Annotated in this window: 11 protein-coding genes; 1 reads left to right on the top strand and 10 read right to left on the bottom strand. The window is 64.1% G+C overall.

The genetic code is table 11. From position 1 onward, the window contains the following. On the top strand, positions 1–637 hold a 637-nt coding region (locus VE092_RS05175), incomplete at its 5' end, for a GGDEF domain-containing protein (protein ID WP_324874490.1). 33 nt (positions 638–670) lie between these two features. Here VE092_RS05175 and pnuC read toward each other — a convergent pair. From pnuC to VE092_RS05225, 10 genes are all read right to left on the bottom strand, one after another. Then, complete coding sequence (gene pnuC / locus VE092_RS05180) at positions 671–1,276, bottom strand: nicotinamide riboside transporter PnuC (protein ID WP_324874492.1); 606 nt, start codon at positions 1,274–1,276, stop codon at positions 671–673. 35 nt (positions 1,277–1,311) lie between these two features. Further along, positions 1,312–1,704: a cell division protein FtsB gene (gene ftsB, locus VE092_RS05185; protein WP_324874494.1), complete on the bottom strand. Its 393-nt coding sequence runs from the start codon at positions 1,702–1,704 to the stop codon at positions 1,312–1,314. Positions 1,705–1,757: 53 nt separating this feature from the next. Continuing rightward, the gene (gene eno / locus VE092_RS05190) at positions 1,758–3,041 is read right to left on the bottom strand and encodes a phosphopyruvate hydratase (RefSeq protein WP_077236761.1); all 1,284 of its coding nucleotides are present in this window, start codon (positions 3,039–3,041) and stop codon (positions 1,758–1,760) included. A gap of 113 nt (positions 3,042–3,154) precedes the next feature. After that, a complete protein-coding gene (locus VE092_RS05195; RefSeq protein ID WP_324874499.1) occupies positions 3,155–4,807 on the bottom strand; it encodes a CTP synthase in 1,653 nt (550 codons plus the stop codon). Between the two features lie 188 nt (positions 4,808–4,995). Next, positions 4,996–5,805, bottom strand: coding sequence for an alpha/beta hydrolase (locus VE092_RS05200; RefSeq protein ID WP_324874502.1), 810 nt, complete (start codon positions 5,803–5,805; stop codon positions 4,996–4,998). Positions 5,806–5,903: 98 nt separating this feature from the next. Continuing rightward, the gene (locus VE092_RS05205; protein ID WP_324874504.1) at positions 5,904–8,393 is read right to left on the bottom strand and encodes a DNA internalization-related competence protein ComEC/Rec2; all 2,490 of its coding nucleotides are present in this window, start codon (positions 8,391–8,393) and stop codon (positions 5,904–5,906) included. Continuing rightward, the gene (locus tag VE092_RS05210) at positions 8,393–9,199 is read right to left on the bottom strand and encodes a TatD family hydrolase (RefSeq protein WP_324874630.1); all 807 of its coding nucleotides are present in this window, start codon (positions 9,197–9,199) and stop codon (positions 8,393–8,395) included. The genes VE092_RS05205 and VE092_RS05210 overlap by 1 nt, the downstream gene beginning before the upstream one ends. Before the next feature lie 324 nt (positions 9,200–9,523). Beyond that, positions 9,524–10,696 carry an acetylornithine deacetylase gene (gene argE, locus VE092_RS05215; protein ID WP_324874506.1) on the bottom strand — a complete coding sequence of 391 codons (1,173 nt, stop codon included), beginning with the start codon at positions 10,694–10,696 and terminating at the stop codon, positions 9,524–9,526. A 91-nt stretch (positions 10,697–10,787) separates the two neighbouring features. After that, positions 10,788–11,498 (bottom strand): lipoprotein-releasing ABC transporter ATP-binding protein LolD, encoded by a 711-nt coding sequence (gene lolD, locus VE092_RS05220; protein ID WP_324874508.1) that lies wholly within the window; start codon positions 11,496–11,498, stop codon positions 10,788–10,790. Beyond that, on the bottom strand, positions 11,491–12,756 hold the full coding sequence (locus VE092_RS05225; RefSeq protein WP_324874511.1) for a lipoprotein-releasing ABC transporter permease subunit: 1,266 nt from the start codon (positions 12,754–12,756) through the stop codon (positions 11,491–11,493). The genes lolD and VE092_RS05225 overlap by 8 nt, the downstream gene beginning before the upstream one ends. Between the last annotated feature and the right edge of the window lie 16 nt (positions 12,757–12,772).

Here is a 12,772-nt window from a genome sequence, read left to right on the forward strand (position 1 = left end):
GAAGGCGCAGGAAGAAGCGACCCGTTCGCGCGACGCCATGGAAGATGCGCGCCAGGAAGTGGAAAAGGCCGAAGATCGCATCCACACCCTGGAGCAGCAGTTGCAGCAGATGGGCGAACTGGTGCGCGAGGACCAGCTGACCGGCAGTCTGAACCGCCGTGGCATGGATGAATCGCTGGACCGCGAGATCGCCAATGCGGTACGGCGCGACACGCCGCTGTGTGTGGCCCTGTTGGACCTGGATGATTTCAAGCGCATCAACGACACCCATGGCCATGCCACCGGTGACGAAGTGCTGGTGCACATGGTGCAGGTGATCAAGGAGACGTTGCGCAAGCTGGATGTGATCGCCCGCTTCGGTGGCGAGGAATTCGTGGTGCTGATGCCCGAGACCACACCGCAGGATGCGGTTCAGATCATCACGCGGGTACAGCGCGAACTGACCAAGCGCATCTTCATGCACGAAAGCCAGCGCCTGCTGATCACCTTCAGTGCCGGTGTGGCCGTCTACCACCCGGGGGAGAGCCAGGCAGAGCTGCTCAAGCGCGCCGACGTCGCCCTCTACAAGGCCAAGAACGCCGGCAAGAACCGCATCATCTTTGCCGAACCGCCCGCCGGTGCCGCACCGCTGGTCTAGCCGCAGCGCCGGGCGCAGCAGCTCCGTACGGGCTCAGTACGGACTGCCGCTGCCGGCCAGCTTCCAGCGTCGCCAGCCGGCGGCGGCCATCACCACGAACAACGCATAGAGCATGGCCGTCAGCGTCAGGTGCTTGTACAGGTACAGGCCGACGTAGAGCACGTCCACCGCGATCCACACCAGCCAGTTCTCCAGCTTCTTGCGCGAGAGCAGGAACTGCCCCACCAGGCTGCCGGCGGTCAGGAAGCCATCCATGTGCGGCACGTCGGTATCGGTGTAGCGCTGCAGGAACCAGGACAGCAGCCACCACCCGGCCAGCCAGGCGGTCGCCATCATGGCCCAGCCGGATCGCGCCAATGTCGACACCTGCAGCGGCCTGTGCTGGTCGCCGCCCCGCAGCCACTGATACCAGCCCCATACCGAGACCGCCACGAACACGAATTGCAGGCCGGCATCCCCGTACAGGCGGGCGTCGGCAAATACAGCCGCGTACAGCAGCGAAGAAAGGATGGAGAACAGCCAGGCCCAGTGGTTCTGGGCGATATTGAGCCTGACCGTGATCACGGCCAGGACGAAGGACACCAGTTCCAGGGGCGTGGTGGTGAGGCCGAGCCAGGTCAGCGGTGTATCGGGACTCATGCAGCCGGAACGACGATCAGCAAGGCCGCATGCCGTCAGCGCGCAGCCGCGCGGCCACTGGAAGCCGGGGCATTGGCAGGCACGGAGACGCTGTTGGGTTGCCCGGAACCAGGCATGTAGGGATTCGGATTGACGCCATTGGCGGGCCTGCCGGAACTGCCATCGAGCAGCTGGATGAAGATTTCATTCTGCTTGATCATGCCCAGCTCGAAACGCGCACGTTCTTCGACGGCACCCTTGGACTGCTTCAGGTCGTCCACTTCGGAGGCGAGCTTGGCGTTGCGCTCCTTGAGTTCGTCGTTCTTCTTGTGCGCCAGCTGGACCTGACGGTCGAGCTCCCAGACCTTGAACCAGCCACCCTTGCCCAGCCAGAGCGGGTACTGGATCAACACCAGCAGGAAGGACAGGCAGAGGATGATCAGGCGCATAGCCGGGAGCTCTCTTTGCGGCGCCTGCCTTCAGGGTCGGCGCCGCAAATGTGTTACTTCAGGTTGTAGAACGCAGCGCGGCCCGGGTAGCTGGCGATATCGCCCAGGTCTTCCTCGATACGCAGCAGCTGGTTGTACTTGGCCATGCGGTCCGAACGCGACATCGAGCCGGTCTTGATCTGCAGGGCGTTCATGCCGACGGCGATATCGGCGATGGTCGAGTCTTCGGTTTCGCCCGAACGGTGCGAGATCACGGCGGTGTAGCCGGCGCGCTTGGCCATTTCGATGGCGGCGAAAGTCTCGGTCAGGGTGCCGATCTGGTTGATCTTGATCAGGATGGAATTGGCGATTTCCTTGTCGATGCCTTCCTTCAGGATCTTGGTGTTGGTGACGAACAGGTCGTCGCCCACCAGCTGCACCTTCTTGCCCAGGGTTTCGGTCAGCAGCTTCCAGCCAGCCCAGTCGTTCTCGGCCATGCCGTCTTCGATGCTGATGATGGGGTACTTGTCGCACCAGGAGGCCAAGAGACCCGTCTTCTGGGCCGGGGTCAGCACCATGTTTTCACCGGCCAGGTGGTAGTTGCCGTCCTTGTAGTACTCGGAAGCGGCGCAGTCCAGGCCCAGGGCGATCTGGGTACCCGGCTCGTAGCCAGCCTTCTCGATGGCTTCGATGATCAGCTTGATGGCTTCTTCGTGGCTGGAGACGTTGGGTGCGAAGCCGCCTTCGTCGCCCACCGAGGTGGCCAGGCCGCGGTCATGCAGGATCTTCTTCAGGGTGTGGAACACCTCGGCGCCGTAGCGCAGGGCTTCACGGAAGCTCGGTGCGCCCACCGGGATGATCATGAATTCCTGGATGTCCAGGTTGTTGTCGGCGTGTGCGCCGCCGTTGATGACGTTCATCATCGGCACCGGCATCTGCATGGAGCCGCTGCCACCGAAGTAGCGATACAGCGGCAGGCCGGCTTCTTCAGCGGCAGCCTTGGCCACGGCCATGGACACGGCCAGCATGGCGTTGGCGCCCAGGCGGCTCTTGTTCTCGGTACCGTCCAGGTCGATCAGGGTGCGATCCAGGAAGGCTTGCTCATTGGCGTCCAGGCCCATGATGGCTTCCGAGATTTCGGTGTTGATGTTTTCGCAGGCTTGCAGCACGCCCTTGCCGAAGTAGCGGCTCTTGTCGCCGTCACGCAGTTCGATCGCTTCGCGCGAACCGGTGGATGCGCCCGAAGGCACGGCAGCGCGACCCAGCACGCCGGATTCCAGCAGCACATCGCATTCCACGGTGGGATTGCCACGGGAGTCGATCACTTCGCGGCCGATAATATCAACGATTGCACTCATTCAGATCTCCATCAAGGTTTTAAAAATTGTTGGCGGGTGCAGGCCCGGTGGCCGGGGCGCCCATGATGAAACGGCCGCCCGACGGCAGCCGTTTCATGCACACATTCAGACCGTCACGCCTGGCCTTTGATTGCCGCGTGATGCGCCAGCGCCGCGCGGATGTACGAGATGAACAGCGGATGGCCGTCACGCGGAGTGGACTTGAACTCCGGGTGGTATTGCACGCCGATGTAGAACGGGTGAGCGTTCTCGCCGGAGCGCGGCAATTCCATGATCTCGCACAGATCTTCGGACGGGGTACGGGCCGAGACCACCATGCCGGCCTCTTCCACGCGACCGAGGTAGAAGTTGTTGGCCTCATAGCGATGGCGGTGACGCTCGGTCACGCTGTCGCCGTAGATTTCTGCGGCCAGGGTACCCGGCTTGACGGCGCAGGTCTGCGCACCCAGGCGCATGGTGCCGCCCAGGTCGGAATTGGCATCGCGGCGCTCGACCTTGCCATCGTGGTTCTGCCATTCGTCGATCAGGGCCACGACCGGCTGTTCGGTGTCCGGATCAAACTCGGTCGAGTTGGCCTTGGTCAGGCCGGCCTTGTTGCGGGCGTATTCCAGCAGCGCCACTTGCATGCCCAGGCAGATGCCCAGGTAAGGCACCTTGTTTTCGCGGGCATAGCGGGCGGCGGCGATCTTGCCTTCCACACCGCGCTTGCCGAAGCCGCCCGGCACCAGGATGGCATCGTACTTGCCCAGACCGTCGGTACCGTTGGCTTCGATCTCTTCCGAATCCAGATACTCGATGTTGACGCGGCTGCCGGTATGGATGCCGGCGTGACGCAGCGCTTCGGTCAGCGACTTGTAGGACTCGGTCAGGTCGACATACTTGCCGACCATGCCGATGGTGACTTCGTGCGAAGGATTGTTCTGCGCATCGATCAGCTTGTCCCACATCGACAGATCGGCGGCCTTGGGCGACAGGCCCAGCTTTTCGCAGATGATGGTATCCAGACCCTGGTCGTGCAGCATCTGCGGAATCTTATAGATGGTATCGGCATCCCAGACCGAAATGACGGCATCGGCCGGCACGTTGGAGAACAGCGAGATCTTGTCGCGTTCGTCGTCCGGGATGCGGCGGTCGGCACGGCACAGCAGCGCGTCAGGCAGGATGCCGATCTCGCGCAGCTTCTGCACGCTGTGCTGGGTGGGCTTGGTCTTGAGTTCGCCGGCCGAGGCCAGGAAGGGAACCAGGGTCAGGTGCACGAAGGCGGTGGCGTTGCGGCCCGAGCGCAGGCTCAGCTGGCGCGCTGCTTCCAGGAAGGGCAGCGATTCGATGTCACCGACGGTGCCGCCGATTTCCACCAGCGCCACTTCGAAGCCTTCGGCGCCACGATGGATGAATTCCTGGATCTCGTTGGTGATGTGCGGAATCACCTGGACGGTCTTGCCCAGGTACTCGCCACGGCGCTCCTTGCGGATCACCGATTCATACACCTGGCCGGTGGTGAAGTTGTTCACCTTCTTCATCTTGGCCGAGATGAAACGCTCGTAGTGGCCCAGGTCGAGGTCGGTCTCGGCGCCGTCGTCGGTGACGAACACTTCACCGTGCTGCAACGGGCTCATCGTGCCGGGGTCGACGTTGATGTAGGGATCGAGCTTGAGGAGGGTGACTTTGAGGCCGCGCGATTCGAGGATCGCAGCCAGGGACGCGGCGGCAATCCCTTTACCCAGGGAAGACACGACGCCGCCAGTGACAAATACAAACTTGGTCATTACAGATGAGTGCCGAACGGCACATGCGGGAAATTCAAATTATACCCCAAAATGCGCTCGTTTTTTAAGACAGGCAGCGATAAGTGTCGCCGATGTCGCGCCTTCGCCAAACTTGCAGCAGGAAAACATGCGTCGCGGAGCAGGCGGCTTATAGGGTCAGCTTCTTGACTCTGTACGTGCAGTTTGGTTCAGCCCGGCAGGCCCTGCAACAGCTCGCTTATCATCGCGTGCGTCGCCTGGGCGGCCTGTGCGGGCGACTCCATCGGGAACAGATGGCCGCCGGGAATCTGGCGGAAGTGCGCCCCCACCAGCCGGCGCGTGGCCTCCAGCCCGGCCAGCCGGCATTCCACCGAATCGACACCACCGACGAAGCCGATCGGCACCGGGTAAGGCTGGCGCAGCAGGCGCCCCAGATGATGGGGAATGGTGCGATAGACCGCCGTTTCGGTCTCGCGCGAGAAGCGCAGGCGCACTCCCCCGCCGGCGTGCGGCTCCAGGCCGTGTGCCACGTAGTCACGCAGCACCTGCTGCGGCCAGGCCGCGAACAGCGCCTTGGCCGCATAGTGCTGGTAGGCCGCCTCGATATCGGGCCAGTGCTCGCGCCGCCGCGCCGACGCCACCGAGGGCGAGTAGCGGCTCTCATACTTGAACAGCTTGGACAGGCGCAACACCTGCGCCCGCCAGCCCGCCACGATCGGCGAATCCAGCAACACCACGCAGCGCACCAGTTGCGGGCGTTTGCGGGCGGCCATCAGTGACAGGATGCCGCCCATGGAATGGCCGACCAGGATCACCGGCGCCTGGTAGCTACGCTCCAGTTCCTCGCGCAACTCCCGCGCCAGGGTGCGCCAGCCGTCATCGACCGGAAAGCGCGGATCATGGGCGTGGATGGCCAGGGCACGCACATCGTAATGGGCGCGCAACTGGTCGAAGAACATGCCATAGGTACCCGCCGGGTAGCTGTTGGCATGGGCGAAATGCAGGATGGGAAGGTGCATGGAGAGCGGGATGCAAGACAATGGCCGCAGCATAGCAAAACGGCCAGGGTCGCGAGCGTGCTATTTTCCCGCATCGCGAAATGCCGTTCAGGATGCCCCTAGCGGCCGTACCAATAGCGCGCATGCTGCTTGCGATATTGCTCCACTTGCAACTGGTCACCCAGGGTCATGGTCAGCGCGCCGGATTCGTCGGTGCGCAGACGGCGTATGCCCAGCCGGCCGTAGCGCTCGTAGACCTGAGGCGCGGGATGATTGAAGCGATTGCGGTAGCCGACCTGGAACACCGCCAGCTCCGGCCGTACTGCCCGCAGGAAGGGTTCGGTGGACGAGGTGCCGCTGCCATGATGGGGTGCCAGCAGCACTGTCGAAGGCAGGCGCTCGGCCATGCGGCCGTTGAGCAGTTCGTCTTCCTGCACGGCTTCGATATCCCCGGCCAGCAGTACCGACTGCCGGCCGATCTGCACCTTCAGGACGCAACTGCGCGCATTGGGACGCCATTTGTCGCTCTCATAGCTTGCTGGCGTCGGATGCAGCATGGTAAAGCCGATGCCGTCCCAGTTCCACGACTGGCCCGCCTCGCAACGCGTGGCCAGCGGTGCTGCGCGCAGGATGAGGCCGTCCTCCGCCAGCGACGAATAGACGCTGTCCACGGCCATGTTCTTGAACAGGGACACCGCCCCGCCCGAATGATCATTGTCGTTGTGCGAAATCACCACCCGGTCCAGATGATCGATGCCGCGCGCGCGCAGATACGGCAGGATCACCCGCGTCGCACCGTCCGATTCGGCGCTGTAATAGGGACCGGTGTCATACAGCAGGCGGTGGCCCGGGGTTTCCACCAGCACCGCCATGCCCTGCCCGATATCGAAGGCGGTCACCCGCATGGTGCCTTCTGCCGGTGCCACGGGGGCATTGAGCAGCAGTGGCAGCCATCCGAACAAGCCCAGCCAGCGTACCGGCCAGCCGCGCGGCGCCAGCGCCAGCAAGGTGCCGCCCAGGGCCAGGGCGAATACCCAGCCATTGGGCAAGGGCGTCTGCCAGACCGCCCAGGGCATGGCGCTGAGCGCCTGCAGGAGATCGGCCAGCCACACCAGCAACAGGTGCGGCACCTGCAGCACGAACTGCGCCAGCACGGTCGGCAGCACGCTACCCACCAGCGCCAGCGGCGTGATCACCAATGACACCAGCGGAATGGCGATGGCATTGGCAATGGGACTGACCAGCGAATACTGCCCGAACAGCAGCATCGTCAGCGGCACCAGGCCCAGCGTGACCACGTATTGCGCGTGGCTGGCCTCCTTGATCCGCTGCACCAGCGCCGCGCCCCAGTGCTTGCTGGCCGCGGCGGCCGCCATCGCCTGCGGCGGCTGCATGCGCCCCACCGTGCCATACAGCAGCAGGGCCACCGCCCCGAACGACAGCCAGAAGCCCGGCCACATCAGTGACCACGGATCCAGCAGCACTACCAGCGCCAGCGCCAGGCACAGCACCACCGAGACCCGCACGATGCGCCCGCGCCAGAAGGCGATGCCGACCACCACCAGCATGTAGAGCGTACGCTGCGCCGGCACGCCAAACCCGGCCAGCAACACATACAGCAAGGCCACCAGCATGCCGACGATCACCGCCACCTTCTGCGCCGGCAGGCGCAGCGGCAACTGCGCGCCAGTGAAGAAGGAGCGCCGCCACAGCCAGCTGGCCAGACCACCGCACAAGGCCGCCAGCATGGTGATGTGCAAGCCGGAGATGGCCATCAGGTGACCGATGCCGGTGCGGTTGAAGACATTCCAGTCGGACTGGCTGATGCCGCGCTGGTCGCCCATGACCAGCGCCGCGATCACGCCCGCATAGGGCGCATCCGGCAAGGCCTGGTAGACGCGGTCGCGCAGCCAGCCGCGTGCGGTATCGATCACATGCCAGGGCGTCCAAACGAAGGCATCGAGACGACGATTCACCGCCGATGCAGGAGCGGAAGCCGCCGCCGGTCGCCCGACCACATAGCCGGTGGCCCGCACGTCATCCTGCAACAGCCACAATTCATAGTCGAAGCCATCCGGATTGGCATTGCCATGCGGACGCTTGAGCCTCACCTGCAGGCGCCAGCGCTCGCCCGGTTGCAGGTCCGGCAAGGCCAGCCGCGCCGGCGCAGCCTGTTCGCCATCCTCGGTGGGCGCCTGGTAGCGCTGGTTGCCATACCAGCTCAAGGCCAGCCGTGGCGGGATGGGCGGCTTGACCCCACCCTGCAGCACCACCTGTTCGACATCGAAACGAAAACGCAGGCCCTGCCCCGTCGGCGAAGGCAGATCGGCCACAGTACCGATGACGGTGACGTCATGCCCTTCCCAGGCCGTGGGCAGCTCCTGATCCAGGTAATAGAGTGCAAACGAAGCCGCCCACAGGAAACCCAGCCAGGCCCCGCAGGTCAGCAGCAGCGGCACGCGCAGGAAGGGTTGCCAGAAGCGGCGGGCAGTGAAGGCCAGCAAGCCCGCCAGCACCAGCCCGATCACATACCACTCGATGCCGGGCAACTGCGACTGCAGTTGCAGCAGGCCTGCACCCAGTGCGAAACCGATAATCAGTGCGCGCATCAGAGACCCAGCCCGGCGTGCGCCAGCCGCGGCAGCGCAGCCTGGGCATTGGCGGTGGTGGCAGCCGCGATCTCGTGCAGCGGCATCTGGCGCAGCTCGGCCAGGACCTCGCCGATGCGCGGAATCTGGTCGGGGGTATTGATGTCGGGATGGCGCCAGGCCGGCGAGATATCGGGCGCGTCGGTCTCCAGCACGATGGACGACAACGGCAATTCGGCCGCCAGGCGACGGATCTGCAGCGAACGCGGGAAGGTCATGGCACCGCCGAAGCCCAGGTGCAATCCCAGCTCGACGAAGGTGCGCGCCTGCTGGTCGCTGCCGTTGAAGGCATGGGCGATGCCGCCGGGAACGCGGATGCGGCGCAGGTACTTCAGGATGATGTCCTGCGAGCGGCGCACGTGCAGCAGCACCGGCAGCTGGAAGTCACGCGCCAGCTTCAGCTGTTCGGCAAAGAAGAACTCCTGCTTCTCCCGCAGCGGCGCCTCCTTCAGGGCCGGCACGAAGAAATCCAGCCCGATCTCGCCGATGCCCACGAACAGCGGATCTTCCAACGCACTGGCGATGGCCTCGCGCAGTACCTGCAGGTCAGCTTCCTGCGCCGTGGGCACATACAGCGGATGGATGCCCAGCGCATAGACCGCATTGCCGACTTGCCGCGCCAGGCGCCCGACTTCCTCGAAATTGGTGCGCGCGATGGCCGGGATGACGATGCCCCGCACCCCCACCTGCGCGGCCTCTGCGGCAACGGCTGGAGAGCGGGCGCCGAATTCTCCGGCGTCGAGATGACAGTGCGTATCGACCCACATGTGCTGGCTGGCCTGACGAAAATCGACAACTGCACCCACGGGACGCCGCTGCCGGATGACGACACACGCCACGGGGATCGCACCCTTGCCTGTCCGGCTTGCTTCCCCCGAAGCGTATTGTTTTTTGTACAGCTACCTTGACTGATGCCAAAGCAGAAAACGGCAGTTTACCGTCTAAGCCGCCCTTGCAGACATTAACAATCGTAAAGAATTGCCGCGCTGTTCTCCGGATGCGGACATGAAAAGGGACGCGATCACTCGCGTCCCCGCTCATTACTTCTTCTGCCGACCAGCCCGGACCGGCGCCGGCCGATGCCGGATGTCTCAGGCCGGCTGCAGCGACTTGCCCAGCTTGCGCAGGAACTGCTCGCAGCGCTCCATCTGGGCCAGCGTCACGAACTCGTTGGGCTTGTGGGCATTGCCGATGTCGCCAGGACCGCAGACGATGGTGGGGATGCCGATCTGCTGGAACAGCCCGGCTTCGGTGCCATAGGCCACCTTGCGGGTCTCGCGGTCTCCCGTGAGGGCGCGCACCAGTTCGGTGATGGCCGCCTGCTCCACCGCTTCCAGCGCCGGGCTGCCGGCGAAGTTGTCGATTTCGATGCGGGCGTCCGGGAATTCGCTGCGCATCTTCGGCAGCAGCACCTCGGCGACGTACTTGTCGATCTGGGCCTGGATGTCGGCCACGCTCATGCCCGGCAGGTTGCGAAATTCATAGGTGAATTCGCACAGCTCGGGGATGGTGTTGACCGCAATGCCGCCACGGATCTGGTTGGTGGTCATGGTGCTGAAAGGCACGTCGAAGAACTGGTCGTAGGGGCCATTAGCCTTGTAGCCATCGGCGAAATCGCGGATGGCGCAGATCAGGCGCGCCGCGTGCTCAATGGCATTGCAGCCCTGTGGCGTGAGCGAGGAGTGGGCCGACTTGCCGTGCACCTTGCAGGCGAATACGTTGATGCCCTTGTGCGCCACCACCACGTTCATGCTGGTGGGTTCACCCACCACGCAGCCGTCCACCTTGATACCGCGCTTGACGATCTCTTCCAGCATCACCGGCGCGCCGATGCAGCCGATTTCCTCGTCATAGGAAAAGGCCAGGTGGATCGGCTTGGTACGCGGCATGGCCAGGAATTCCGGCACCAGGGCCAGCGAGGTGGCGATGAAACCCTTCATGTCGCAGGTACCGCGACCGAACAGGCTGCCATCCTTCTCGGTGATCTTGAAAGGGTCGGTATCCCATTTCTGACCATCCACCGGCACCACGTCGGTGTGGCCGGAGAGCACGATGCCGCCCTCGGTGCTGCCGGCATTGGGACCAGCCGTGGCCGGCAGGGTCGCGAACAGGTTGGCCTTGGTCTGCTCCTTGTTGTGTGCCAGCCAGGAGGAGATGCCCTGCTTTTCCAGACTGTCACGCACGGTCGTGATCAGTTCCAGGTTGGAATTGCGGCTGGTGGTATCGAAGGCGACCAGGGTCTCTAGCCATTGGCGGGTATTCATGTTCACTGACTCCATGTTCCATCTGTTCAAAAGCACACCGCCGTCTTTCATGGAGACGGCGGCGGAAAACTGCAAGCTTACCCGGATTGCGTCAGCCCTGCTGCGTCACCGCACGCAGACCCAACTCCGACAGGCGCAGCACGCGCCCGCAGCGACCGGCCAGTTCGCCGTCGTGGGTGACGATGACGAAGGCCGTGCCCAGCGTGCGCGAGAGTTCGATCATCAGTTCGAAGGTGCGGTCGGCCGTACTGCGGTCCAGGTTGCCGGTCGGCTCATCGGCCAGCACGCAGGCCGGTCGCGTGACCAGCGCGCGCGCCAGCGCCACGCGCTGACGCTCGCCACCCGAGAGCTCGCCCGGCACGTGGGTCACGCGCTGGGCCAGGCCCACCTTCTCCAGCATCTCGCGGGCCTGCTCCTGTGCCTGGGCGCGCTTGACGCGGCGGATCATCAGCGGCATGGCCACGTTGTCCAGCGCCGAGAATTCCGGCAGCAGGTGGTGGAACTGGTAGACAAAGCCCAGCGACTGGTTGCGCAGCGTACCGCGCTCGCGCTCGCCCAGGCTGGCAAAATCCTTGCCCTGCAGGCTGACGGTACCGGCGCTGGGGGTATCGAGCCCGCCCAGCAGATGCAGCAGGGTCGACTTGCCGGAGCCGGAAGCGCCGACGATGGCGACCTGCTCACCGTGGTAGACATCGATATCCACATTACCCAGCACCTTCACCGAATACTTTCCCTGGGTGAAGGTCTTGCCCAGGCCGCGTGCAGACAGCACGGCCTGGCGGTTCAGGATGGAATCATTCATAGCGCAGCGCCTCCGCCGGTTTGACGCGGGCTGCCGACCAGCTCGGGTACAGCGTGGCCAGGAATGCCAGTACCACGGCCACGCCGCCGATGATATAGACGTCCGACCAGATGAGGTCGGAGGGCAATTCGGAAATCACATAAATACTCTTGGGCAGGAACTGCACGTGGAAGGCGTGCTCGATGGCCGGCACCAGCACATCGATGTTCAGTGCCACCGCCACCCCCAGGGCGACGCCGGCAGCGGTCCCGATCAGGCCCACCAGCGCCCCCTGGATCACGAAGATCTTCATGATGGAACCGGGCGACGCCCCCAGCGTGCGCAGGATGGCGATGTCGGCCTGCTTGTCGGTGACCGTCATCACCAGCGTGGAGACCAGATTGAAGGCCGCCACCGCAATGATCAGGGTGAGGATGATGAACATCATGCGTTTCTCTGTCTTGACGGCGGCGAACCAGTTGCTGTTCTGCTGCGACCAGTCGCGCAGGTAGAGGTCACCGCTGAGGGTGCGCGCCAGCTCCTGGGTCACCTCCGGCGCCTGCAGCATGTCGCGGATGCGCAGGCGCACCCCGGTGGGCGCATCCATGCGGAACAGGGTCTCGGCGTCCTGCAGGTGGATGAAGGCCAGCGAGGAATCGAACTCGTAATGGCCGGCCTCGAAGATGCCGGTCACGGTGAACTGCTTCAACCGTGGCAGCACCCCGGCCGGGGTCACCTGGCCTTGCGGCACGATCACCGTGACCTTGTCACCCAGCCCCACGCGCATGCCGCGCGCCAGCTCGCTACCGAGGACGATGTCGAAAGCACCAGGCTTCAGGGAATCGAAACTGCCCTGCTTGATCTGACGCGCCACGTCCGAGACCTTGGGCTCTTCTTCCGGCAGCACGCCGCGCACCAGCACGCCGCGCAGGTTGTCGTCGCGCGTCATCATGGCCTGGCCGGCCACATAGGGCGCCGCACCCAGTACTTCCTTGTTCTGGAAGGTCTGCTTGGCCACGCTCTGCCAGTCCTTCATGGAACCGGAGGCGTCGAACACCTCGATATGCGCCAGCACCGAGAGCATGCGGTCACGGACTTCCTTCTGGAAACCGTTCATCACCGACAGCACCACGATCAGCGCGGCCACGCCCAGGCCGATGCCGGCCATGGAAATGAGGGAAATAAAAGAAATGAAACTGTTGCGACCGCTGCGCTTGCCGGCCCGCGTGTAGCGGATGCCGACCAGCCATTCGAACGGCAGGTTTTTAATCAGACTCAAAATTGCTCCGGGAGAG

The sequence above is a fragment of the Herbaspirillum sp. genome (assembly GCF_035644555.1).
GTDB lineage: Bacteria > Pseudomonadota > Gammaproteobacteria > Burkholderiales > Burkholderiaceae_D > Herbaspirillum.